Source organism: Micromonospora sp. NPDC049175 (assembly GCF_043197345.1).
In the GTDB taxonomy this organism is placed as follows: Bacteria; Actinomycetota; Actinomycetes; order Mycobacteriales; family Micromonosporaceae; genus Micromonospora.
Genome location: NZ_JBICSY010000002.1, coordinates 662095 through 685891, shown reverse-complemented (window position 1 = coordinate 685891; position 23797 = coordinate 662095). Strand labels below are relative to the sequence as shown.

Here is a 23797-nt window from a genome sequence, read left to right as displayed (position 1 = left end):
CCTGTCGGACCGGGCGCTGTTGCAGATCCGGCTGGCGCCGCAACCGGTGTGGGAGGTGCTCACGAGCGCCCAACTACTGGCCCACCACGGGCTCGCCGCGCCGTTCCCGTACCAAAGCTGGGCCCGGTCGGCGCTGTCGGCGATCGGCAACGGTCCTGCCCGCGCACTGCTGCGATGGGTGGCGTCGTGGCCTCCCGGGATAATCCCGCAGTTCCTGATCAGCGACCCGCGCCCCGACGACCTCGATCTGACGGATGCCTGCCGCCGGATCGAGTCCTGGGAGCCGACGGGGGTCCGCGATCGGTTGCACCGGCAGTTCCCGCGCGGCGTGCCGCCCGCCTTCGGACCCTTCGCCGCCGACCCGGCTCGGGCGCTGCAGACCTTCCGGCGGACGTTGGAGGACTACTGCGACGTAGCGATCAGACCGCATTGGGGCACAATCTCCGAGACTTTGGTCGACGAGCTGGCGCACCGGTCCGGAACCCTCGCCACGGGTGGCGTCGATGCCTTGCTCGGCTCGCTGCACCAGCGGGTCGGGTGGAACAGCCCCACACTGACGCTGACGGCTCCGGGTGTCGCGGAGGGCACCCGCGATCCTCAGCGGCTGCTGCTGGTGCCCCTGGTCTTCGCCCGGGACGAGCCCGCGCTGCTCGATCCCAATACCGACACGACGGTGCTCGGCTATCCGGCGCGCGGGGTCGCGAATCTCGCCGGCGGGGTGAACCCCTCGCCGCGACCCGGGCCGGATCACGTGGTGCAGTTGCTCGGCAGGACGCGGGCCACCCTCATGCGCGCGCTCAGCATGCCCCGGACGACGACCGCCCTGGCGACCGAGCTGCGCCTCGCGCCCAGCACGATCTCGGAGCATCTGTCCGTGCTGGTGTCCTGTCGCATAGCTATCCGGACGCGGCGCGCGAACCGCGTCTATTACGGGCTTACCGACATTGGTTCCACCCTGCTCGACATGCTCATGGCCGGGTGACTTTCGGGTCCAACCGAATGTCTGGCTGCCCACTCTGGAGGCTGCTTCACTGAAGCCACGCCCATCCGCTCGCCTCCCGGCGACGGACAGGCGAATTCGCCCAAACCGGAGGTGATCGACATGAAGAAGTACGCGAAGCCCACCATGCGTCCAGTGGACGTTTCCACCGTCCTGCGCGCCGCCTGCTGATCCGTGTCGGGTGCGCTCCGCCGTGTGCGGAGCGCACCCGATCCGACGCGCGCCCGATGTGCTCGAGGAAATGAGGAAACCATGTGCGGTTTGGCCGGGGTGGCGAGGTTCGGGGGTGCTGCGCTGGGCCCGGAGGCCGGCGCGCTGCTCTCGGCGATGACGCACCGCGTTGCGCATCGCGGGCCGGACGAGCAGGTCACGCTGCGCGAAGGCCCGGTCGGGCTCGGTTTCACCCGCCTCGCCCTGGTGGCTCCGGAGGCCGGTGACCAACCGCTCTGGACCACCGACCGCAGCGTCGTGGTGATCGCCAACGGTGAGGTCTACAACCACCGTCAACTCGAACGCGGCCTTGCCTCCGGTGCGCGGATGAGGACCGGTTCCGACTGCGAGATAATCGGGCACCTGTATCAGGAACACGGCCACCGATTCGCCGAGCGGGTGAACGGAATGTTTGCCGTCGTCCTCTACGACATCCGCAGAAACAAGCTGGTGCTGGCGCGGGACCGCTTCGGGATCAAGCCACTTTATTTCCATCGCGACAACGATCGAATCGTCTTCGCGTCCGAGATCAAAGCGCTGTTCGTGGATTCCGCGACGCCGCGCTCGATCGATTGGCAGTCCAGCCTTTCGAGTCCTTTCCTGCGCGCGGAACCGGTGTTGGGCGCCGCCGAGCCGGTCACCTGGTTCACCGGCATCGAGTACGTCGCTCCCGGCACCGTCATGGAGATCGACCTCGCCGACGGGCACACCACCGTCCACGACTACTGGGTCTTCCCCGGCACTCGCGAATCGTTCGACCTGACCGACGACGAGGCGATCGAGGAGTACGGGCGTCTCCTCGCCGACGCGGTGACCGACTGCGCCACCGCGGACGCGGAGCTCGGCATGTTCCTCAGCGGCGGTGTCGATTCGGCGGCGGTCGCCGCGCTGGCGGCTCGCACCACGGATCTGCAGACCTTCACCGTCCTCAACCCGAGCACCGTGGAGAACGGCGACTCGTACCACGCCGACCTTGTGGCTCGCGGTCTGGGCCTCACCAACCATCAGATATACGTGCCCAGGGATCACCACCCGACGGTGGACGAGTGGCGCCGGCACCTCTGGCTGTTGGAGCACCCGATGGCCGGCCCCGAGTCGTACCTCAAGCAGGAGCTGCACCGGTACGCCCGCGCCACCCGCCCGGGCCTCAAGGGGATGCTCCTGGGCGCCGCCAGCGACGAGTTCAACGGCGGCTACTCGGCCGACTACGCCGGTGGCGGCGACTGGAACACCTTCCTGGCGAACCTCGCGACCATGGCCCGCCGTGGTGCCGCGCACGGCAACGAGATGTCGGCGGCGTGGAACGAGGCGATGGGGGCGTCGGTCGTGCGGAGCGCCGCCGACGACGACGCCGCGGACCCCTACCCCGCCTACCTACGGCGGGAATACCGCAAGATCTACCAGTACAACGTCTGGCACGAGGACCGGAGCGCCGCTGGCAGTGGGATCGAAGCTCGCGTGCCGTTCCTCGACCATCGACTCGTCGAATTCGTGGCCGCTGTTCCTCCGCACCGGCGTAGCCGGCTGCTGTGGGACAAGCGAATCCTTCGCGATGCGGTCCGCAAGTACCTGCCGGCCGAGGTGTCCGAGCGGGAGAAGGTGCCGTTCGTCTACGGCGAGGGGGTCGAGCACACCTATCGGTCGATCGTGGGCCTCCTGACGCAGTCTGGCCGCGCCCTGGTCGAGCAGGCCCTGTCGAGCAGCGGAGCCAGGCACCACCTGGACGGGGGTGCCGTCCACGCACTCCTCGACCGGATGTCCGCCGGCGCCGGGTTGGGGTCGGCCAACCTACTGCTGGGGCTTGTCAACCTGGGCCTGCTCGACGCCATGGTTGCCGAGCAGCCGCCGGCCATCGTCGATCAGCCGGTCCCCGCCGTCCTGAGCGCGTGGCCCGTCGAGGACTTCGCCGCGGACGGCGGCCTGGCCGTCGCGCAGCGGGTGCTCGACCTGCCCGTGCTGGCGCCGGACGCCGTGCCTGTGTGGTCCGAGAACGTTCTTCTCCTAGACGCCGTCGACGGGAGCGCCCAGCGTTTTCTCGTGGTCGACGGCGTCGTCGAGTACGTCATCGACGACGACAGTCCGCACTGGCACCGGTTCGTCGGCCTGGTGGACGGCGCGAGGCGGCTCGACGAGCTGATGGCGGCGACCGGCACCACCTACGACGCCATCGCCGAGCCGCTGGGGCGAGTGCTCGATCAGGGACTGCTGGGGGCCGTGCCGCGATCGTCCCGGACGCGTCTGTGAGCACCGACTTCCTCAAGCTGGCGGTTCGCTCCGCCGAGCAGGCCACCTGCGCTCCACGCGGTCTGGCGGACATCGCCGTCGGCGCCGAGTACCGCAGCCGCTTCGACAAGTGGGACCGGAACGCCGCGGTGCGCAGCCGCCCGCTGCGCAAGCTCGAGCCGGCCACGACGGCGCAGGTGTACTTCCCGCCGGAGCTGGTGCCGGTCCGGTCGCACCCGCTCGTCGCCGAACTGGGCGACTCCGCTCACCATCGCCTCCTTGTCCATGCCCTGTACCAGTACCTGCACTTCACGTCCGAGTTGGAGGACACCGCTGTCATACCGGTGACCATGGAGCTGAGCAGAGGACGATCGGGCCTACAGCTCCCCGCCGGAATGCGGCGTGACGCGTTCAACATCGTGACCGACGAGGCCTGGCACGCGCAGTTCTCCTACGAGTTGCACACCCAGATCGTCGAGAACAGCGCTGTGCCTTCTCCGGCGTTCGGCGTACCCCAGTTCGTCGGACGCCTCGCGACGATCTCGAACCGGTTGCGGACCCACATCCCCGCGCTCGGCCCGCTGCTGTTCGCGGTGGTGAGCGAGACGCTCATCTCGTCGCTGCTGGCCGAGGTCCCCCACGACAGGCGTCTGCCCACCGCCGTTCGGCAGACGGTCGCCGACCACGCTGTCGACGAGGGCCGCCATCACGCGTACTTCCGTGACGTCCTACGGCTCCTCTGGCGTGCGCTCACGCCCGCCGAGCGCTCGATGGCGGGTCCGTGGCTTCCGGCGATCGTCATGGCTTTCCTCGAACCGGACTACGCGGCCGTCGCCGACTCATTGGCGCTGCTGGGCCTGCGCGCCGACCAGATCGAGGCGGTCCTCACGGAGTCCTACCCGCGCGACCGGGTTCTCGCCACCGTGGCCGCGGCGGCACGGTCCACCATCTCGTACTGCGAAGAGGTGGGGGCCTTGTCGGACGCGGCCACGCGGGACGCCTTCGCCCCGTTGCTGTCCGCGGCGGTCGGCTGAGTTATGTCTGTTTCGGTCGACCACGAAACCCGTCCGCGCCGGTCGGGGCGCGACTTCTGGCGATACTGGGCGGCGACCTCGATCAGCACCGCGGGCGACGGCGTCACCTCGGTGGCGCTCCCGTTGGCCGCCCTGCACCTGCTGAACGCCTCGAACTTCGAGGTCGGCCTGATCACCGCGGCCAATTACGCCGCCATCGTGCTCATCGGGCTTCCGGCGGGTGTTCTGGTGCACCGGTTCCCCTTGCGCCGCACCCAGGTCTCGATGGACGTCCTGCGCGCCCTCCTCATGGCGAGCATCCCGGCCGCGGCCTGGCTGGACGCACTCACCCTCGCCCACGTCCTAGCCGTCGCGTTTCTGGCCGGCCTGGCCACGAACGTCTTCGACGTGGCCAACTCCACCCTCGTCCCGTACATCGTCCCCAAGGCCGACCTGACCCGCCGCAACGGCCTTCTGACCGGCACCTTCGCCACCACGCGCCTCCTCGGGCCGGCGGTCGGCGGCGTGCTGGTCCAGGCGATCGGCGCGGCTCAGGCAATCCTGCTCGACGCCGTCTCGTACCTGCTCTCGGCCGCCGTGCTGGGCAGCATGTCCCGGGCGGACACGACCGACCGGCACATCGACCGGACCGGCTTCTGGGAGCGGATCCGCGTCGGCCTGCGGTACGTCGTCCGGCACCCGGTGATCCGTCCGGGCCTGGTGGCCGCCGGCGCCTTCAACTTCGCCAACGGAGCCCTGCTCGCGGTGACACCCACGTTCCTGGTCCGCACGCTCGACCTTCCGGTCGGGATCGTCGGTGTCGTCATGGCGGTGGACGCACTCGGCGCGGTGGTGGCCGCAGCGCTCGTCGCCCGGATGGTGTCCCGCTTCGGCAACACCAGGATCGTGCTGGCGTCGGTCGCGTTCGCGCCGGCCGCCGCGCTGCTGATGCCGCTCGGCACCGGCTCCGCGGCCATCTGGATGTTCGCGACCGGCATGTGCGGCCTGGCAGCCGGGGTCACGGTGTTCAGCGTCGTCACCCGTACGCACCGGCAGACGGTGACGCCGTCGCACCTGCTGCCCCGTGTGATGGCTTCGGTTCGCTTCGCCTCCTGGAGCGCCACCCCGTTCGGCGCCCTGAGCGCCGGGGCGGTCGCTCAGGCCTGGGATCCGCGGGCCGGTCTGGTCATTGCCTGCGCGGCCGCCCTCGTAGCTCCGCTGGCCGTGTGGGGCAGCCGGATCAGGACGACAACCCGACTGGAAGACCTCGAGCCGCTGGGTGCCGGCGAGGCGGAGACGGCACCCGCGGCTGCGTCCCGGGCCGGTGAGCGATGACCCATACGCACAGCCCGCGGGTGCCGCTCCGATCAGTCGCGGCCGACGGCGGCGCGACTCCACTGCTCACGCATTTCGCCGAAGACGTGGTGGAATTCGGGGAACGTCTTCTTCACACATTCCGGATCGTCGAGCTCGATGCCATCGGCACGGAGCCCGGTGACGCTGAAGGCCATGGCGATCCGGTGATCCGCATGACAATCGATCAGCGCGGGCCTGGGACGGCCCGGCTGAATTTCGATCCAGTCGCGGCCCGTTGCCACCTCGATGCCCATTGCACTCAAATTCTTGGCGCAGGCTTCGAGGCGGTCGCACTCTTTCACGCGAGTGTTGTAGACGTCCTCGATTCGCACCGGGCCGTCGGCGAAGGGTGCGATTGCCGCCAGGGTCGGCATGGTGTCGGAGATGTCACGCATGTTCACGGTCGTCCCAGTGATCCGGCCGGTGCCGGTGACGGTCGTCCGGTCGCTGTCGACGATAACGTCGGCGCCCATCCGGCGAAGGATGTCGACGAATCCGATATCGCCCTGCATGACCTCGGCGCCGAGGCCTGGAACGGTGACGGAATTGCCGGTCAGGGCTGCGGCCGCGAAGAAGTAACTGGCCGTCGAGGCGTCCGGCTCGACGCGGTAGTCGCGCGCCGCGTACCGCTGCGGGGGCACCGTGAAAGTGTCGTCGTCCCACTCGACCGACACGCCGAAGTCGCGCATCATCCGGACCGTCATCTCCACGTAGGGCCGCGACACCATGCCGGTGACCTGCACTGTCAAACCCTCGGTCATGGCCGGCGCGGCCATCAGGAGCGCGGTCAGGAACTGCGAGGAGATCGACGAGTCGAGGCGGAGCCGGCCACCGGGCAGCCGGCGGGCGTCGATGACGACGGGCAGGTGATCGTCACGGTCCTCGAATCGGAGATCGGCGCCGAGCTCCCGCAGCGCGGTGGTCATCGGCCCAACCGGACGCCGACGCATCTGCGGCGAGGCGTCGAACCGGAATTCGCCGTTTCCGAGGGCGCCGAGGGCGGGAAGGAAGCGGGCAGCGGTGCCGGCGTCGCGACAGTAGACGTCGGCGGAACGGGAGGGCGGACCGTCGGGATGGCCGTCGATGCTCCAGACCTCGTCGGTGTCGGAGACCCGGTAACCGAGCGCACGCAATCCGGAGCGGAACGCCTGCGTGTCGTCGGAATCCAACGCGCCGGTCAGTCGCGAGGTGCCCTCCGCCATGGCCGCGAGGAAAAGCGCGCGCGCCGTGACGGACTTCGAGCCGGGAATCGGTACGTTCGTCAAAATTTCCTACCTTTACCCTCTCCCGCCGCCCGGGAGAACGGCCACAGTCTACTTGCCCGTCGTCGTTCCGGGGGGCAGCGGGCGGGCGGAGAAGGCGGGAGTAAGAGTGGTTGCGGCATTGTGGGCATGAATACGAAACGGCGTGGGAGTTCGCGGGAAACGCGCTTGATTCAGGAGCCGGCGGATCGCTGGTGCGCGACAGGAGGCACCATCATTCAGCATTATCTCCGGCATGAGCGGGCTCTTCCCGGCGCAGGTGCGCGGGTGCGGAACGCCGTGGCGCTCGACATCGGCGGCACCGGGTGGTCGGTGGCGACCTGGACCACCTCGGGAGTGCGCCTCGTCGGCTCCGGGCCGACCGGAGCGGCTCCTCCCGGCAGCCTGACCGACCTGCGGGCGGCGGTTCGGGCGGCCTGCGCCGCGGCCACGTCCGGACCGTTGTCGGACGTCAGCATTGGCATCTCGTTTCCGGGCGGCCTCGACGAGACCGGTGTCGTGACGGCCTGGCCCAACCGTCCGGCGTGGGTCGGCCGACGACTGCGCGACCTGACCGGCGCGCCAACCGGGGTTCCCGTTGCCGTCGGCGACGACGGCGTGGGAGCGGTCCTCGGTGAACGCATGCTCGGCGCCGCCCGCGACGTCCCGGAATTCCTGCTGGTAAGCCTCGGCACCGGGATCGGCGGCGGCGTGTTCCTCGACGGCCGGGTGCGCCCGTCGGCCTCGCCGGACGCGCGGACGATCGGCCATCTCCGGGCTCTCGGCTCCGACCGGTTGTGCCCGTGCGGTCGTCGGGGATGCCTCCAGTCGGCCCTGGACACTCTTCCCGACGATGAGCAGTTGTCCCGACGTGGGTTCACGGCGTGGCCGGACGGGCAGCGGCTGATCGACACGGTGGCCGACCTGGCCCGGGTCCTGAGCGTCCCGGCCGTGCTGCTCACCGGCGGCCGGCTGCACCGTCCGGTGCTGCGTCAGGTGCTGGTGTCGGAGGCGAGGGCTGCCGGACTCGACGCCGTCGTACCGGACGATCCGGGCGGTTCGGCTCTGCTGGGCGCCTTCCTCACCGAAGAGCCGCTGCCGTGACGCTGACCGTCCTCTTCGACCTGGACGGCACACTTGTCGACTCCGAGCAGGTCGCCGTCGAGGCGTTCCGCGCGGCATTCAGCGAGTGTGTCGGGCCGGGCCGGGCGCCCACGGACGAACTGCTGGCGATGGCCGGCCTGCCGTTCGAGCGGATCGTCGAGACGCTGGGCCTGCCGCCGACCATGGCGCCGTCCTTTCGCCGCCACTCCGTCAGCCGGGTGCACACGGTGCGGCCGTTCCCCGGTGTCACCGCCATGTTGGCGGCGCTCAGCCGTCAGGGCGTCGGCCTCGGCATCATCACCGGCAAGGACCGCGGGCGGGCGGAGCAGGTGATCGCTCTCACCGGGCTCGGTGCGTTCTGTTCCGAGCTCGTCACCCCGTCGGACCCGCCAGCCCCCAAGCCCGCGCCGGACGGCGTGCACCATCTGATCGGCCGGCTGCGCGGCACGACGCGGGACACGGTGCTGGTGGGCGACTCGATGAACGACATCCGCGCCGGGCAGAACGCGGGGGTTTACACGGTCGCCTGCACCTGGGGCGCAGGGCGGACCGACGTCCTGCGGACCGCCGGGCCGGATGCGCTCGTGGAGTCCGTCGCCGAGTTGGAAACGGTGCTGACCACGCGGCTCGGCGCGCGGATGAACGGCCTGGTCCGATGACGGCGACCGGGGTCCGGGTCGTGGTGGTCGGCGCCGGTGCGATCGCTGCGCGAGTCCATCTGCCGTACCTCGTCGCCGATCCCCGGGTCCGCGACGTCCTGGTCTCGGACAACGACCCGGAGGCCGTCGAGCGGTCCGTCCGGACCTTCGGGGTCGAGGCGCACCCGGGCGATCTGGCATCGTCCGGTGCCGGTCTGGCCGTGATCTGCACGCCGCCGCACTCGCACGCGGCGCTCATCACCGAGGCGCTCGCGGCCGGTATGGACGTGGTGTGCGAAAAGCCGTTGGTGACGTCCGCGGTGGCGGCGACCGAGATCGAGCAGATGAGCCGGAAGCTGAGCCGGCGGGTGTTCACCTGTTACACCAACCGCTTCCGCGCGGACGTCGAGCGTCTTCGCCAGGTGATCCGCGAGGGCGCGATCGGTCCCGTCCACGAGATGTCGGCGACCTGGTCGCGTCGCTCCGGAATCCCCGGCACGCCGGGCGGCTGGGAGTCCGGCGTCCTGTGGGATCTGGGCGCGCACCTGGTCGACCTGATGCTCTGGTGCACCGGCTGGTCGGGGCGGGCAGTCGCGTTGGCCACCGGCGTACGCCCACCGCACGCCGGCGGATCGGCGACGTCGGACTGGTATCAGAACCCCGGCGCCGCGCACCGGGAGCCGGAGGTGTCCTTCCAGACCGTCAACGGCCTGGCTCAGATCGGCGCCGGCACGATGCGGATGCGCGCCTCCTGGAACGACGCAGTAGCCGCGGACTCGGTGACCGTCCTGGCCGCCGGCTCGGCGGGGCACGCCGAGCTCCGGACGGTCTTCGGTTTCAGCCCGGCGCGGCAGACCATCGCCGGCCCCTCCCTGCGGCTGTTCCATCAGGACCATGGCTGGCGCGAGCTGATGGCCGGCCAGTTGCGGGCGCCCACCGAGTATCACCGTCAGATGGATCAGGCCCTGCGGCAGGACTGCGCCGACGACCTGCGTTCCGCGGTCCGATCGGTGTCGCTGTGCGATGCCTTCGCCCAGTCGCTGGAGACCGGCAAGGCCGTCGTCACCGATGTGGACGAGGAGTTCGAGTGAGCACCCCACAGCTGATTCCGGTGCGGATCCGCCCGTTCCCGGCCTGGCCGCAGCCTGTCACCGAGGCGAGGCAGCGCCTGCTGTCCGCCTTCGACAGCGGGCACTGGTGGCAGTCCGGGCAAGGTGCGGCCGAGGAACTCGAGGCGCACCTGGCCGCTGATCACCGCGCGTCCGCCTGTGTCGCCGTGGCCAATGGCACCGTCGCTCTGGAGGTCGCGCTCCGGGCCCTCGGCATCGGGGCCGGCGACGAGGTGCTGGTCCCGGCGACGACCTTCGTCTCCACCGCGTCCTCGGTGCTCGCGGTCGGGGCGCAACCGATTCCGGTGGATGTGCGAGAGGAGACCTGGTGCGTGGACCCGACTGCGGCCGAGACCTCGGTCTCGCACCGTACGCGCGCGTTGATCGTGGTTCATCTCGCCGGGCAACCGGCCGACCTCGACGCGGCGCGGGCGCTGTGCGACCGCCACGGCCTCGCGCTGATCGAGGACAGCGCCCAGGCGACCTCCGCCTGTTGGCGCGGCGCCCGGGTCGGGACGGTGGGTGATCTGACCACGTTCAGCTTCCAGGCGGGGAAGCTGCTCCCCGGCGGAGACGGCGGAGCCGTCCTGATCCGTTCCGACGCCACCTTGGCACGCCGCGTCGAGCTGATCGCCAACTGCGGCCGGCCCCGAGGAAGCGGGGCCTACGCGTTCGAGGAGGTCGGGACCAACGCGCGAATCAGCGAGTTCGCGGCCGCCGTCGTCCTCGCCCATCTCCCCGGGTACGAGGAACTCTGGCGGATCCGGGACCGGCACGCGGCGGAACTGGCCGAGCGGCTCCGCGTGCTCGACCCCGACCTTGTCGTCGGCACCGACCCCGCAGTGACCCGCCACGACCATTACATGGTCCTGCTCCGGCTGCCCGCCCGAGTGCTGGCCAGAGGTCTGACCAACGCCGCGGCCGCCGCCGCCCTGGGCGCGGACGGCATACCCGCCTCGGTCATGTATCCGCCGTGGGCGGCCGTTCCGTCGTTCGGCGCCGGTGCGGCGTGGACACCGGTCGCCGCCGCGGCCGGTAAGGCGGGTTTGTGGCTGCATCACCGGTTGTTGCTCGACGACGACGTGGCCGACGACGTCACCCGAGCGATGGCCCGGATCCTCGAGGACCACGGAGCCTGATCACCGTGTCCCTCACCCTCTTCTCCCTGGAGCACCTGGTCTGTGAGGTGCCGTCGCTCGGTGCGGCCCCGGGCTTCCGGTGGTACGAGCTCGATGGTGACGACGCCGGCGTGATGCGGGCGTCCCGCGAACGTGGTGCGACGCCCGAAGACGGGGCCTCGGTGGTCGTCGCGACGCGGCACGGCGCGGCGCGGGTAATCGAGGCGCTTCCGACGATCGGCGCCGCGGCGGCGACCCACGTGCAGTTCGAGGTCTCCGGCCACGCGCGGGACGCGGCGGCGCTGGACGCCGTGCGCGATCACGGCCTCACCCCCATCCCGGCGTGCCACCTGCCAGCGGCACCGTCCCGGCGCGGCCACCTCAAGGATCGGGCTGAACGGCTCGCGGCCCTCGGCGCTCCCGTGGTGAAGGTCGTCTATCCGGCCCTGAACGCCCGGCACGTCGGGTGGGCAGAGGAATTGCTGCGGGAGTGGCCGCACGAGCGGGTCGGCCTCAGCCTCACCCCGGCCGGCCACCGGCAGGGCCGGCTGCGGGCCGCCCTCGCCGGCTCCCGGCTGGTGTTCGCGCCGCTCACGACCACGGCCGAGCGGATGTCGGCGTACTGGTACCGGGATCTGGTCGTCGCGACCGGCCCCGGATCGGAGAACGGTTGATCATGCGAGATCTGGCCCTGTTGATGATCAAGCCGGACGGTGTGCGACAACGGCTCACCGACACGGTGCTCGCCTTCCTCGCTCGCCGTGGCTTCACCGCGCTCGCCACCGAGGACGTGCTGCTCACTCCCGACCTCCGCGCCCGGCTCTACGCGACGACCCGAAGCGGCGGCCGGCTCGACTGGGAGCTCAACGCCGTGCTGTACACCCTCGGACCAGTGACAGCCGTGCTGCTGCGCGGGCCTTCCGGCGATGGCGGTGCGGCCGCCTGCCTGTCCGGCCGGCTCAAGGGCCACTTCCTGCCCACCCGGGCCGCACCGGGATCGTTGCGCGGTGACCTCAACGCCATGAACCCCATATTCAACCTGGTGCACGCGTCGGACGACGAGGACGAGGTGGCCCGCGAGTTGCCGGTGCTCTTCGGCCGTCCCGTGCGGGACGTCCTGCGCGACGGTCAGGTCGCGGCGTCGGCACGGGCCCGGCCCATCAACCACTGGCGCACCGTCGGGGACACCGTGGCGGCGCTGCTCGGCGACGGGGACGGCGATCTCTCCGGCCGGCGCCAGCTCGACACGGCCGGATGGCCGGACAACGACACGGACCGCATCGCCGCCTATCGGGCGGTGCGCCGGGCTCGTGAAGCCCTCTCCGCGGCCGCGGACCGCAGGCACCTCGCGCGTACGGCTGGCCTGCCCGCGCTGATCGCCGGGGACGAGAAGAACCTGCCCGGACTCGCACAGTTCAGCGCGGCCTGCCGTGCGCTGGCGAATCCACCCGACGTGTGGGCCACCTACCTGACGTACACCTCCCTCCGTTATCTCGATCTATGTCTGGAGATTCCGCATGAGCAGTGACGTTCTCGTGGTCGGTGGCGGTGTGATCGGCAAGAGCATCGCGTTGCGCCTGGCCGACGCCGGGTGCACGGTCGTCTGCGTCGGCCCGCCTGCCCGGCGGCCCGGCACCGCGTCGACCGCAGCCGGCGCGATGCTCGGCGTGCTCGGCGAGGTCACCGCGGACGCGACCTCCGAGGTGGACATCGCCGAGCTGCGGTTCCGAGACGAGTCGGGACGTCGTTACCCAGCCTTCCTGGAACGCATCGCGGACCGCTCGGGTGTCCGGGTGCCGCTCAACCGCGGCACAGTGGTGATCGCCACCGGCGCGAACGTCGACGACGCCACGAATCTGCGTGCTATCGAGGCGGCCGCCGACAAGCTGGGCCACCGGCACGAGCGGATGGTCGCGGACCACCGGGTCGGTCTGCGGCCCGCGGTCGGTCACGAGCCGATCGGCGCAACGTTCCTGCCGGACGAGGGTTTCGTCGACACCGGCCGGCTGATGGACGCGCTCGACCGAGCGCTCGCCGTCGCACCGGAGGTGTCCCTCGTCGACGCCGAGGTGGTCGCCGTGGAGACCAACGGGTCCGCGGCGACCGGCGTACGCCTCGCCGACGGCAGCGTCATCTCGGCCGACCAGGTGGTCCTCGCCAACGGCGTCGGCGTACAGCCACTGCTCGACGCCCTGGGCCTGACCGTGGGCCGGCTCCCGAAGCTGTTGCCGGGCAAGGGGGTCAGCCTGCTGGTGGAAGGGGTGCCCGATCCGTTCCCGTACGTCGTCCGTACCCCCAACCGGGACTTCGCGTGCGGCAGCCATGTCGTCCCCCGTGGCGTCGGCGCGGTCTACGTGGGCGCCACCAACCGGGTGTCGGCCACTCCGGGAAGCTCCGAGGGAGTGACGCCAGGCGAAGTGCACGCGCTTCTGCACAGCGTCATCCACGAGGTGAACGTGGGAATCCGCACCGCCTCGCTCACCTCCACGCGGTACGGGCTTCGTCCGCTGAGCAGCGATCGTTACCCCGTCATCGGCGCCACGGCATTGAAGCGCCTGTCGGTCGCCACGGGGACCTACCGCAACGGCATCCTGATGGCCCCGCTGGTGGCCGACATCATCGCTGGGCACCTCACGACTGCGGCGCCGACGGTCGACAACCCGTTCACCCCGGCGGCGGCCTTCCGGCTGCACCCGGTCGGCGCGCGTACCGAGGACGTTCTCGACGAGGGCCTCCGGCATCTCGTCTCGTTCCTCCTGGAGCCCGGTGGTTCCATGCCGTACGACCGACGCCGCGAGCTGCTGGCGTTCCTGTCGGAACTCTCCCGGCTGGCCTTCGTCGACTCGCCGGACACGAGGGCGCGGCGGGACGCCATCCAGCGGACTCTGGCCGACTACCCGGTGGCCGAGATCGTGCCGCAGCTGTTCTACGAGCTGTCGGCGGCGGCCAAGGCCTGACATGTTCCTCACCACGGCTGACGGTACGGCTCTGCGGGTGGAGTGGGCGCTGCCCGGCGGCCGGTCCCACCGCACGTTCCGGGCTCGTTCCGCGGACGGGTCGGTGGTACTGGTGAAGACCGACGGCGACCCCGCCGGTCTCACCCACGAGTTCGCCGTCCTTCAGGGGCTCGCGGCGGCCGGCTTCCCCGCTCCCCTGCCGCTCGCTCTGACCCGGATACCGACAATCGGAGGGCGGTGGCGGCTGGCGCTGCTGCTGTCCTGGGTCGACGGGACGGTGCCCAACGGGACCGCGGCCTGGCGGCGGCTCGGAGCTCGTCTCGCGCAGCTGCACCGGCTGCCTCCCGTCCCGGGTGTCCCCGTACGGCTCTCCATGACTGTCGCCGACCTACCCGGATCTGTCCGGTCCGCGGTGGGCGAGCGGCGGGCGATGCAGATGATGACCGCAGCGTCACCAGGCGACGAGTTGGTCCTCAGCCACGGTGACGCCGGCCCGGAGAACTTCCTGGATCATCCGGATGGCGGCTCCCTCATCGACTTCGAGGCCACGTGCCGGCAACCCGCCGGCGCCGATCTCGGCCGCTGCCTGTTCCTCCTCACGGACGCCGGCAGAAGCCCGAGCGACGCCGGTGCGGCGTTGCTGGCGGGCTACGGCGCGGGAGCGCTTCCGGTGCCGGAGCTGTTCGGGTGGGCGGCACGCGAAGGTCTGCGTGTCGCGGTCTGGCGCCGCCGCCATGCCGGCCGTCCAGGGGTTCCGGACTGGCGGCGAGCGGTCGCGACGGCCCTCCGGTGCTGGTCACAGGCGAGCCTGCGGGAGGCGCCCGCATGCTGATCGAAGTCTGCGGTCCGGACGGGTCGGGCAAGTCGACGCTCGTGGACGGGCTCCGGGCGCGTGTCCGGGAGGCCGGCCACGTCGCGTACGAGCGGACGCTGCGCTCGGAGAGCCGCAACCTGCTCGAGATCGTGCAGCAGCAGTCACACGGCTTCTCACCACGCGAGTTCGAACTCGCGGTTTTGTTGGACGCGGTGAGTCAGTCGACGGGTGAGCTGACCAAATACGTGCGCAATCCGACCACGCACGTCTTCGTCCAGCAATACCGATGTGCCCTGTTGGCGCGATTGCTCCGCCGCGGGCTCGCCGGCCACGGCGAACTGCTCGCCCTGCTCGACCACGTGACCGTGCCGGATCTGTCGGTCCGACTGCTGGTCTCCGACTTCACCTGCATGGCGCGCATCCGCGGCCGTCGCAAGGGGGACGGTCTGCTCGCGCGACCGTCGCCGGCCACGGAGATGCGTGCACTGGTGCAGGCCTTCGACGATGCGGCGGAACGGCTTCCGTACCCCCAGGTCGACCTCGACGCCGAGCTTCCGGCGGACGAGCTTCTCGACCTGGCCTGGAAGCACCTCGCGCCCTACTCGTCGTGGGCGTCGAACTCGCCGAAGGAATCCTCGGTCCAGCCCAGGTCGCGCCAGGCGCCGGTGCCGCCCAGCGGGCCCTCGTAGAGCAGCTCCACGTAGCTGCCGCGACGATCGCGGTGATCTCCACCCGCTATCGTCGCGGCCCTTGACCCGCCTGTTCGTCCTGCCCGTCGGCGACCGTCACGGCCAGTCTTGCTCTTCCCAGCGCTCACGATCCGGTTGGCTGCCCGCCCTGGCGACGAAAAGCAAAAGGCCCAGGTCATGATCGGCGATCAAGCCGGTGACCTGGGCCTTTCAGTGGAGCCGCCTGACGGAATCGAACCGTCGACCTACGCATTACGAGTGCGTCGCTCTAGCCGACTGAGCTAAGGCGGCAACGATCAGCAAGTGTACGGCACCCCGTTGCCCGGCACCGAACGGGATACCCTCGCGCTTCCAGCAGCCATCAACCGGACAACGGGGACCAACCGGCCTGTTACCGGACAGCGTTTCGCCGAATCCGGTACTACGCTGCGGCGGGTGAGCGACGAACGCGACGACCACCGGGCTCCGGCGGCCGACGATCACCCCGACGGCGAGCGTGCCCGACCCCGGCCACGCTCCACCGATCCGCTGGAGCTGGGCTTCACCCCACGCAAGCCGGTGCCGTGGCTGGCGCCGTTCCTGCTGATCAGCACCGGCATCCGGACGCTGCTGGCGGTCCTCTTCGGCGCCTACCTGGACAAGCGCGAGTTGCAGAACGCCTTCGGCGACGACATCTTCCGCCAGGCGGGACCGGACGGCGGCCTCTGGCTCGACTACGTGGCCGACCTCGGTGACGGCTTCAACGCCACCTACTCGGTCGCGTACCTGCTGGCGCAGCCGGAGCTGACCGTGGACGGGCACCGGCTGCCCCGGGCGCAGACCCTGGTGATGGGCGGCGACCAGGTGTATCCGTCGGCGGCCTACGAGGAGTACGAAAATCGGTGCAAGGGGCCGTACCAGGCCGCGCTGCCGATGACCCCGCCCGACCGTCCCACGCTGTTCGCGGTGCCGGGCAACCACGACTGGTACGACGGACTCACCGCTTTCCTGCGGCTGTTCGTCCGCTCAAGGGACCGCAACTTCGCCGGCTGGCGTACCGGTCAGTCGCGGTCGTACTTCGCCGTGGAGTTGCCGGCCGGCTGGTGGCTGCTCGGCGTGGACGACCAGTCCGGCTCGTACCTGGACGACCCGCAGTTGGCCTACTTCGACGAGGTGGCCCGACGGCTCGGCCCGGAGTCGAAGGTGATCCTGGCCGCGCCGTCGCCGACCTGGGTCAAGGCCGCCGACAGCCCGGCGGCGTACGACTCGATCGACTACTTCATCCGGACGATCATCGACCCGACCGGGGCGCGGGTGCGGCTGCTGCTCTCCGGCGACCTGCACCACTACGCCCGCTATGCCAGCCCGGACCGGCAGTTGATCACCTGTGGCGGCGGTGGGGCCTACCTGTACCCCACCCACAAGCTGCCGGAGCGCATCGAGGTGCCGCCCCGCGACACGTTGGCCCGCCGGGCCAGCCGCACCCAGCCGTACGACCTGGTGGCCCGCTATCCGGACGCGGCCCGCTCCCGCCGCTACGGCTGGGGCATCTTCGCCCGGCTGCCGTTCCGCAACCCTGGCTTCACCACGCTGCTCGGCATCCTGCACACCCTGCTGATGTTGGCGATGGCGGGCGCGACGGCGAACTGGGGCGACAGCACCGACCAGCGACTGTTCAGCGTCCCGCTGGTGTTGATGGTGCTCGTGACGGTGGCGGCGGCGGTGCTGTTCGCCAGGCCGCCCAACGCCAGCGGCAAGCGGCACGCCCGGCACTGGCTACTCGGCGTCGGCCACGGGGTGGCCCAGGTGGCGCTGGCCGCCGGCGGCACCTGGGTCTGGTTGGCGCTGCCGTTCTACGAATGGCCGTGGCCGCTGCCGGCAGCCGCCGCGGCGGTTGTCTACGGGCCGGTGATCGGCCTGGTCGCCAGCCAGTTGGTGGCGGTGTACCTGCTGGTGGCGGGCTGGTTCGGGGTGAACGTCAACGAACTGTTCGCCGGGCAGGGCATCGAGGACTCCAAGTCGTTCCTGCGGTTGCGCATCGACGCGGACGGCACGCTGACCATCTACCCGATCGCGGTGGACCGGGTTTCCCGCGACTGGCGGGTGAACCCCGACCAGTCCCCCACGGCAAGCTGGCTGACGCCGGAGACCGCCCTGACCGCCCGCCTGTCCGAACCCCCGATAGTCCTGCCCTGATCGACGCCCGACCGGGGTCAGGGGGTGTAGTGCTGGTCGTGGGCTTGGCGGGGGGCGCAGACGGAGGCGCGGGAGCAGGAGCAGCGGGAGCCGTCCGCGTCCAGGCGGACCGTCACCGCGTCGCGGGGGACGCTGTGGCCGACGACCCGGCCGTCGCCCTCCGGCGTGGAGACCCGGCTGCCGACCGCCGGGGCGGTCTCCTGGAACCTGGCGTACAACGGGTGCTCGTATTTGAGGCAGCACATCAACCGGCCACACGCACCGGAGATGCGCAGCGGGTTCAGTGGCAGGTCCTGGTCCTTGGCCATCCGGATGGTCACCGGCTCGAAGTCGGTGAGGAACGTCGCGCAGCACAGGTCGCGACCGCAGGAGCCGATGCCGCCCTGCACCCGCGCCGAGTCGCGCGCGGAGAGCTGGCGTAGCTCGACCCGGCAGTGCAGGGTGGCGCCCAGGTCACGGACCAGGGAGCGGAAGTCCACCCGGTGTGGGGCGGTGAAGTAGACGGTGCTGCGCTCGCCGCCGCCCTCGACGGAGCCGAGCACATGGTCGACCGCCACCACTTTCATCGGCAGGCCGTGTGAGCGGATCAGCCGTTTCGCGGCCACCTTCGCCTCGGCCTTACGACGCCGCAGCGCCTCGTCCCGGAGCAGGTCGTCGTCGCCGGCGAGCCCCACCAGCCGGGGAAAACCATCGGTCTCCTCGGTGACCCACTGCGCGGCCCACACGCACTCCGCCACCTCGGGCCCGTCGTCGGTGGGCACCAGCACCTTGTCGCCCACCTGCGGACGCAACTCGCCGGGGTCGAGGTAGTAGAGGCGCCCGTACCTGTTGAAGCTGACTGCGCAGAGCATCCCCATCCCCCCACCCTACGACGGATCACCGCGAAGAACGCGCCAGCCGATCCGTCGACTGCCATCCATGACCGTCGACTCGACCGATGGCGGGGCGGCCCGTCGTGCCGTTGCGCCTCGCCCGGACGGTTGAATCCGGACCCGGACAGCAGACAAGCACGCCCCCGGCGGCGTTGAGTGAAGGCAGACCTGCGGGGGGTGCAGGGGGAAGACCACGGCGTCGCCGTGGGCGCCGGCTCCGGTCCGACGCCCGTGCGCGACGCCGTGGCCTGTCCGAGCGGCTACCAGCCGACGCGGGTGGGTTGGTCGTAGTGCGGCCGGCCGTCCGCCGGCGGTCGCCACGCGGTCTCGGCCAGGCTCGGCGCCCACTGACGCAGCAACGTCTCCGCGCCGTCGTACGCGACGCAGAGCACCGCCAGCACCCGGGCGGCGATCTCCGCCGCATCGGCCACACCCGGCCCGAGCGGCCCGGGGCCTGTCGACGGGCCCGTGGCGGTGGCGGCGACCACGGCCACCGCCTCGGCCGAGCGCAGCACGTCGGCCAGCGTCCGGGCCAGCGCGAGACGGCTGCCCTCCACCCAGTCGGCGAGCGCGTCGGCGTAACCGGCTGTGGATTCGAGTCGCCCGACCAGGCTGTCCGGCCCCTCGTCGAGGTGGCGCAACAGCGCGGCCCGTTGTTGCCCGTACGCGGTGGCGGCCGGGCCGGACCAGAGCACCGGGTCGGTGAGCGCGGCGGAGACGTCGTCGTACCCCCGGACCAGCCGGCGCACCGCGTGCCCGGCGCCGGCGAGCGGCGCGGGGTGCAGGTCGAGGAAGCCGCGGACCGCGTCGCCCGGCAGCACCTGCATCCGGCGCAGCAGCGGCCAGACGCGATGCCCCTCTCCGACGCCGGCGGCGATCAGCCGGTCCACCCGGCGCAGCAGGTCGAGGCCGGGTTCGGCGAGCCGGTCCAGCGCGTCCATCAGGGCTCCCCGGCGAGGCGGCGGCGGGCTGCCCGGTCGACCTCGGCATAGCGGTCGGCGGCTTCCCGCACCGCCGAGGCGGCGGTGGCGAGCCGACCGGCGGCGGTGCGGGCCTCCCGGGCCCGTTCGTCGGTGGCGATGACCCACTGCCGGTGCAGCGCGCGACCGATCTCGCCGGGGCGGCCCGGAGCGTCGGCGCCGAACGCGGCCTGAGCCGGGTCGCTGGCCGTGACGGTGTGCGCGATTGTGGTGAGCGTGGCGCTCGCCTCGTCCAGTCGGGCGGAGAGCGCGCGCAGTGTGTCCATCTCAGGCCCCCGCGAGCGGTCGGTAGGCGGCGAACGTCTCGTTGTGCAGCTTCTCCCGCGCCCACTCGGCGGCGTCGGCGGCCGCGGTGACCGCGGCCTGCACGGAGCCGGCGACGTCGCGTGGGTTGCGGGTGTGCAGTGGGCCGAGGAACCGGACGTGGGTGATCCGCCCCCCGGCGGTGACGACGACCTCGACCAGACCGTCCGGCGACCGGACGGTCACCTCGACGGTGGACACCGCCTGGTCGAACTCGGCCTGGAGCTGCTCGATCCGGCGGTATCGCCGCACCGCCTCCTCGATCCAGGCTTCGTCGATCTCCCCCCGTGGCATCGGCCGACTCCTCCCGGATGAGCCATCACTGAGCGTGCCGCCGCCGTCACCACGGCACACCGGACCGTACCGCACCACAATCGGGCCTGTCGATGCCTGTGGACAACGCCGGTAGCTGCGGGTCAGCCCTTCCAGAGGGCGAGCATCATCGCCTCGACCGCGATCCGCGGCTTGACGTTCGCCTCGATCGCCGCCCGGCAGGCGAGCACGGCCTCCAGCCGGCGCAGCGACCCCTCGGCGTCCCATTTCTGCGCGCCCGCGCCGGCCAGTGCGGCGGTGTCGGTGTGCACCGGGGCGACGGGTGCGCGCAACGCCATGGTGAGCGCGTCCCGGTAGAAGCCGGCAAGATCGACAAGCGCTCGGTCGAGCGCGTCCCGCTGGGCGCGGGTGGCCCGCGACTTCTGCCGTTTCTCCAGCTCCTTGAGCTGGCCGGCGGCCCCCCGGATCGCGCCGGACGCGCCCCGGCCGGTGCCGCCCGCGCCCAGCGCGGTCTCCAGTGCCGCCCGTTCGGTCGTGTCGGCGTCGGTGACCGACGCCTCGGCTTCCGCTTCGGCCGCCTCGATCAACGCCGACGCCGCGTCGAACGCCGCGCCGACGCCTGTCAACCGGCGCGGCACCGCGAGCACCGCCTCACGCCGTTTGCGGGCCTCCGGGTCGCGGGCCAGCCGGCGGGCCCGACCCACGTGCCCCTGCGCGGCCGCCGCCGCCCACTGCGCCACGTCGGGCGCGATCCCGTCCCGACGGGCCAGCACCTCGGCCACCGCGTCGGCCGGCGGCTGCCGCAGGGGTACGACCCGACAGCGGGACCGGATGGTCACCGAGATGTCGTCCGGGTGGGTGGACGGGGCGCAGAGCAGGAAGACCGTACGCGGTGGTGGCTCCTCGATCGCCTTGAGCAGCGCGTTGCCGGCGGCCTCGGTGAGCCGGTCGGCGTCCTCGATGACCACCACCTGCCAGCGCCCGCCGGACGGGGTGCTGGCCGCCCGGAGCACAAGCGCGCGCATCTCACCGACGCCGATGGACAGCCCCTCCGGCACCACGAGTCGGACGTCGGCGTGGGTGCCGCCCATCGTGGTGCGGCAGCCGGGGCACTCGCCGCAGCCGGTGCCGTGCACGCACTGCAGGGCGGCGGCGAACGCCCGCGCGGCGACCGAGCGGCCGGAGCCGGGCGGGCCGGTGAAGATCCAGGCGTGCGTCATCCCGGCGGACGGGTCCACCCCGCCGGAGGCGTCCGCGTCGGCGGACTCGGCCGGGTCGGCGGTGCGTGGCGCGGGTGCCCGGTCGGCCGCGCCGGCGCGCAGCACGGCAGCCGCGGCGGCCGCGGCCCGGCGCAGCTCGACGACCGCCTCGTCCTGACCGACCAGGTCGGCGAAGACGTCCGGCATCAGGTCTTGTGCTCCATCGTCACCAACTCCGCGTCGGATAACTCAGGCTGCACCGAGGTGTCCGGGCCCTGCGCCGGCCGCGGGTGCACGATGCCCCCCGGCTTGCCGAGCATCTCCTCGACCCGGCGGACGACCTGCCGGTTGATCTCCTCGACCGACCGGGACGCGTCGAGCACCAGGTAGCGCTTCGGATCGGCGGCGGCGAGGTCCAGGAATGCGTACCGGACCCGCTCGTGGAAGGCGACCGACTCGGCCTCCAGCCGGTCGGTGCCGGTGTTGCGCGAGGCCACCCGGGACAGGCCGGTCTTCGGCTCGACGTCCAGCAGCACCACCAGGTCGGGCTTGAGCCCACCGGTGGCCCAGGAGGAGAGCCAGGAGACCTCGTCGACGGGCAGCGTCCGGCCGGCGCCCTGGTACGCCAGGGACGAGTCGACGTACCGGTCGCTGATCACCACGCCACCGCGGACCAGCGCGGGCCGGACGACGGTGGCCACGTGGTGTGCCCGGTCGGCGGCGTAGAGCAGCGCCTCGGCGCGTGGTGACGGCGCGTCGTCGCCGGAGGTGTCCAGCACGAGCGACCGGATCCGTCGACCGACCCCTGTCGCCCCCGGCTCGCGGGTGACCACGACCTCGCGGCCGTGACCGCGCAGCCGCTCGGCGAGCGCCGTGAGTTGGGTGGACTTGCCCGCGCCCTCGCCACCCTCGAAGACCACGAAGAGGCCCGCGGAGACGAACGGCTCGGCCGGCATCAGCGGCCGGCCCCGGATGGACCCCCACAGGTCGGCGAGGACCGGCACGCCCTTCTTGTCGTCCATCTGGCCGAAGGCGCTGATCCCGGCGAAGATGCCGGCGGCACCCGCGGCGAGCAGCAGCAGACGGGTGGAGGAGACGGAGATGCCGAGGTCGGCGATCGTCAGCTTGCGGGAGCCACCGACGCCGACCAGCAGGCTGCTCAGCCCGATGGCCAGGATCAGCACCAGCCGGGTGCCGATCTGCACCACGGCGAAGACCCGGCCACGCACCTCGTCCTTGATCTCGCCGCCGAGCAGTGTGGTGCCGGCCAGGAAGGCCATGCCGGCACCGGTACCGACGAGTACCGCGCCGACGATCGCCATGGACAGGTGGATGGCGAAGGCGAGGGTCATCACGGCGGCGCTGGCCAGCACGATGCTCATGCCGAACCACCGCCGCCGGGACATCTCCTTGACGACCATCGGGCCGAGGCCGATGCCGAGAGCCAGGCCGATGAAGATGGCGCCGAAGAGCAGGAAGAAGGCGGCGTCGCCGGCGCCGAGCGAGGCGGCGAAGAACTTGGCCGTGCCGACCACGATGCCGCCGCCGGCGAACGCGCCGAAGATGCCGAGCACCAGGCCGCGGACGAGCCGGGTCTGGCCGATGTACTTCCAGCCCTCGGCGAACTGCCGGAACATGCTCTTTTCGGCACGCTCGGCCTCACCGCGTTGCGCCTGGCTGATCTCCTTGATCCCGAACGCCACCACGAGGGCGGTGGCCAGTCGGGAGAAGGAGTTGACCCAGAGTGCGAGTTGGGCGGGCTCCGCCCAGCCGAGGTCACCGCCGGGGACGAGGGCCCGGACGCTGCGGTCGAGCGCCGCGGCCACCAGTGCCGCGAGGATCGGGGTGAGGCCGTACGTGGTGATCAGCGTGAGCTGGTTGGCCGCCTCCAGCCGGGCGCGCGGGATCAGGTTGGGAACCGCGGCCTCCTTGGCCGGGATCCAGATCAGGGTGATCGACTCGATCAGGAAGGTGGCGACTGTCGCCCACAGGACCACGAGGCCGCCATTGGCGCCGGCCAGCGCCACGATCGGGATCGAGGCGAAGAGCACGAAGCGGAGCAGGTCGCAGATGACCATCGTCCAGCGCCTGTCGAACCGGTCGGCCAGCACACCGGCGATCGGCCCGAGCACCAGCGCGGGGAGCAGGCGGATCGCGATGACGACACCGAAGGCGGCACCCTTGGCGGTGCTGCCCTGGACCTGGGACGCGGCGAAGACCGACGTGGCCAGCAGGCCGAGCCAGTCGCCGAAGGAGGCGGCGCCGAGCACGATCCAGAGCCGCCGGAACGGCCTGATCCGCAGAACCGAGCGAATCGCCGCGTAACCGGACGGATCGACCTGGCCCGAGCTGGACTGGTTGGCGGCGTTCCCCGACTGCTCTCCCGAGCGCGACACGCCGTGCGACTCGCCGTCGTTCTGGCTTTCGATGGCCGTACCTCCACGTGCCGGCCCATCGCTGGGCGCCTCCGGTGGAACACTCTAGACCGGGTGGGAGCGGCCCCACCGATGACATTCTCCTGCT

At 71.4% G+C, this 23797-nt stretch carries 21 protein-coding genes and 1 tRNA gene; 14 read left to right on the top strand and 8 right to left on the bottom strand.

Features of this window, described 5'->3' with window-relative positions:
* Positions 1-19: 19 nt before the first annotated feature.
* The 4 genes from ACGFH8_RS10105 (at position 20) to ACGFH8_RS10090 (ending at position 5781) form a co-directional block, all read left to right on the top strand.
* A complete protein-coding gene (locus ACGFH8_RS10105; RefSeq protein ID WP_393365738.1) occupies positions 20-982 on the top strand; it encodes a winged helix-turn-helix domain-containing protein in 963 nt (320 codons plus the stop codon).
* Positions 983-1252: 270 nt separating this feature from the next.
* A complete protein-coding gene (asnB, locus tag ACGFH8_RS10100; RefSeq protein WP_393365736.1) occupies positions 1253-3454 on the top strand; it encodes an asparagine synthase (glutamine-hydrolyzing) in 2202 nt (733 codons plus the stop codon).
* The gene (locus ACGFH8_RS10095; protein ID WP_393365735.1) at positions 3451-4467 is read left to right on the top strand and encodes a diiron oxygenase; all 1017 of its coding nucleotides are present in this window, start codon (positions 3451-3453) and stop codon (positions 4465-4467) included. Before asnB ends, ACGFH8_RS10095 begins: the two co-directional genes overlap by 4 nt.
* 3 nt (positions 4468-4470) lie before the next feature.
* Positions 4471-5781 (top strand): MFS transporter, encoded by a 1311-nt coding sequence (locus ACGFH8_RS10090; RefSeq protein ID WP_393365734.1) that lies wholly within the window; start codon positions 4471-4473, stop codon positions 5779-5781.
* 32 nt (positions 5782-5813) lie between these two features.
* On the opposite strand, the gene aroA is transcribed toward ACGFH8_RS10090, so the two are convergent.
* Complete coding sequence (gene aroA / locus ACGFH8_RS10085) at positions 5814-7067, bottom strand: 3-phosphoshikimate 1-carboxyvinyltransferase (protein ID WP_393365732.1); 1254 nt, start codon at positions 7065-7067, stop codon at positions 5814-5816.
* A 264-nt stretch (positions 7068-7331) separates the two neighbouring features.
* On the opposite strand from aroA, the gene ACGFH8_RS10080 reads away from it, so the two are divergent.
* From ACGFH8_RS10080 to ACGFH8_RS10040, 9 genes are read left to right on the top strand one after another with little or no spacing between them, the layout of a single operon-like run.
* Complete coding sequence (locus ACGFH8_RS10080) at positions 7332-8147, top strand: ROK family protein (protein WP_393365730.1); 816 nt, start codon at positions 7332-7334, stop codon at positions 8145-8147.
* A complete protein-coding gene (locus ACGFH8_RS10075; RefSeq protein WP_393365728.1) occupies positions 8144-8806 on the top strand; it encodes an HAD family hydrolase in 663 nt (220 codons plus the stop codon). The genes ACGFH8_RS10080 and ACGFH8_RS10075 overlap by 4 nt, the downstream gene beginning before the upstream one ends.
* Positions 8803-9876 (top strand): Gfo/Idh/MocA family protein, encoded by a 1074-nt coding sequence (locus ACGFH8_RS10070; protein ID WP_393365726.1) that lies wholly within the window; start codon positions 8803-8805, stop codon positions 9874-9876. The genes ACGFH8_RS10075 and ACGFH8_RS10070 overlap by 4 nt, the downstream gene beginning before the upstream one ends.
* Positions 9873-11033: a DegT/DnrJ/EryC1/StrS family aminotransferase gene (locus tag ACGFH8_RS10065; RefSeq protein ID WP_393365725.1), complete on the top strand. Its 1161-nt coding sequence runs from the start codon at positions 9873-9875 to the stop codon at positions 11031-11033. Before ACGFH8_RS10070 ends, ACGFH8_RS10065 begins: the two co-directional genes overlap by 4 nt.
* Before the next feature lie 5 nt (positions 11034-11038).
* Positions 11039-11686 (top strand): hypothetical protein, encoded by a 648-nt coding sequence (locus tag ACGFH8_RS10060; protein WP_393365724.1) that lies wholly within the window; start codon positions 11039-11041, stop codon positions 11684-11686.
* A gap of 2 nt (positions 11687-11688) precedes the next feature.
* Entirely contained in the window at positions 11689-12540 is an 852-nt protein-coding gene (locus ACGFH8_RS10055) for a nucleoside-diphosphate kinase (protein WP_393365723.1), read from the top strand.
* The gene (locus ACGFH8_RS10050; protein ID WP_393365721.1) at positions 12530-13969 is read left to right on the top strand and encodes an FAD-dependent oxidoreductase; all 1440 of its coding nucleotides are present in this window, start codon (positions 12530-12532) and stop codon (positions 13967-13969) included. The genes ACGFH8_RS10055 and ACGFH8_RS10050 overlap by 11 nt, the downstream gene beginning before the upstream one ends.
* 1 nt (position 13970) lies before the next feature.
* Entirely contained in the window at positions 13971-14801 is an 831-nt protein-coding gene (locus ACGFH8_RS10045; protein ID WP_393365719.1) for a phosphotransferase family protein, read from the top strand.
* Complete coding sequence (locus ACGFH8_RS10040; RefSeq protein ID WP_393365718.1) at positions 14795-15472, top strand: hypothetical protein; 678 nt, start codon at positions 14795-14797, stop codon at positions 15470-15472. The genes ACGFH8_RS10045 and ACGFH8_RS10040 overlap by 7 nt, the downstream gene beginning before the upstream one ends.
* Positions 15473-15686: 214 nt before the next feature.
* Here ACGFH8_RS10040 and ACGFH8_RS10035 read toward each other — a convergent pair.
* A tRNA-Thr gene (locus ACGFH8_RS10035) sits at positions 15687-15763 on the bottom strand.
* Between the two features lie 144 nt (positions 15764-15907).
* On the opposite strand from ACGFH8_RS10035, the gene ACGFH8_RS10030 reads away from it, so the two are divergent.
* Complete coding sequence (locus tag ACGFH8_RS10030) at positions 15908-17647, top strand: metallophosphoesterase family protein (RefSeq protein WP_393365716.1); 1740 nt, start codon at positions 15908-15910, stop codon at positions 17645-17647.
* Positions 17648-17664: 17 nt separating this feature from the next.
* On the opposite strand, the gene ACGFH8_RS10025 is transcribed toward ACGFH8_RS10030, so the two are convergent.
* The 6 genes from ACGFH8_RS10025 to tmk form a co-directional block, all read right to left on the bottom strand.
* Entirely contained in the window at positions 17665-18504 is an 840-nt protein-coding gene (locus tag ACGFH8_RS10025) for a stage 0 sporulation family protein (RefSeq protein ID WP_393365714.1), read from the bottom strand.
* 275 nt (positions 18505-18779) lie between these two features.
* Positions 18780-19460, bottom strand: coding sequence for a hypothetical protein (locus tag ACGFH8_RS10020; protein WP_393365712.1), 681 nt, complete (start codon positions 19458-19460; stop codon positions 18780-18782).
* Positions 19460-19765: a hypothetical protein gene (locus ACGFH8_RS10015; RefSeq protein WP_393365711.1), complete on the bottom strand. Its 306-nt coding sequence runs from the start codon at positions 19763-19765 to the stop codon at positions 19460-19462. The genes ACGFH8_RS10020 and ACGFH8_RS10015 overlap by 1 nt, the downstream gene beginning before the upstream one ends.
* Before the next feature lies 1 nt (position 19766).
* The gene (locus ACGFH8_RS10010) at positions 19767-20096 is read right to left on the bottom strand and encodes a YbaB/EbfC family nucleoid-associated protein (RefSeq protein WP_355027350.1); all 330 of its coding nucleotides are present in this window, start codon (positions 20094-20096) and stop codon (positions 19767-19769) included.
* 122 nt (positions 20097-20218) lie between these two features.
* Positions 20219-21481, bottom strand: coding sequence for a DNA polymerase III subunit delta' (locus tag ACGFH8_RS10005; RefSeq protein ID WP_393365709.1), 1263 nt, complete (start codon positions 21479-21481; stop codon positions 20219-20221).
* The gene (tmk, locus tag ACGFH8_RS10000) at positions 21481-23571 is read right to left on the bottom strand and encodes a dTMP kinase (RefSeq protein ID WP_393367056.1); all 2091 of its coding nucleotides are present in this window, start codon (positions 23569-23571) and stop codon (positions 21481-21483) included. Before tmk ends, ACGFH8_RS10005 begins: the two co-directional genes overlap by 1 nt.
* Positions 23572-23797 lie beyond the last annotated feature (226 nt).

Coding starts and splice junctions, on each gene's coding strand:
- asnB (WP_393365736.1), top strand. CDS start 1,253: ATGTGCGGTTTGGCCGGGGTGGCGAGGTTCGGGGGTGCTGCGCTGGGC.
- ACGFH8_RS10090 (WP_393365734.1), top strand. CDS start 4,471: ATGTCTGTTTCGGTCGACCACGAAACCCGTCCGCGCCGGTCGGGGCGC.
- ACGFH8_RS10070 (WP_393365726.1), top strand. CDS start 8,803: ATGACGGCGACCGGGGTCCGGGTCGTGGTGGTCGGCGCCGGTGCGATC.
- ACGFH8_RS10055 (WP_393365723.1), top strand. CDS start 11,689: ATGCGAGATCTGGCCCTGTTGATGATCAAGCCGGACGGTGTGCGACAA.
- ACGFH8_RS10050 (WP_393365721.1), top strand. CDS start 12,530: ATGAGCAGTGACGTTCTCGTGGTCGGTGGCGGTGTGATCGGCAAGAGC.
- ACGFH8_RS10045 (WP_393365719.1), top strand. CDS start 13,971: ATGTTCCTCACCACGGCTGACGGTACGGCTCTGCGGGTGGAGTGGGCG.
- ACGFH8_RS10040 (WP_393365718.1), top strand. CDS start 14,795: ATGCTGATCGAAGTCTGCGGTCCGGACGGGTCGGGCAAGTCGACGCTC.
- ACGFH8_RS10025 (WP_393365714.1), bottom strand. CDS start 18,504: ATGGGGATGCTCTGCGCAGTCAGCTTCAACAGGTACGGGCGCCTCTAC.
- ACGFH8_RS10020 (WP_393365712.1), bottom strand. CDS start 19,460: ATGGACGCGCTGGACCGGCTCGCCGAACCCGGCCTCGACCTGCTGCGC.
- ACGFH8_RS10015 (WP_393365711.1), bottom strand. CDS start 19,765: ATGGACACACTGCGCGCGCTCTCCGCCCGACTGGACGAGGCGAGCGCC.
- ACGFH8_RS10010 (WP_355027350.1), bottom strand. CDS start 20,096: ATGCCACGGGGGGAGATCGACGAAGCCTGGATCGAGGAGGCGGTGCGG.
- ACGFH8_RS10005 (WP_393365709.1), bottom strand. CDS start 21,481: ATGCCGGACGTCTTCGCCGACCTGGTCGGTCAGGACGAGGCGGTCGTC.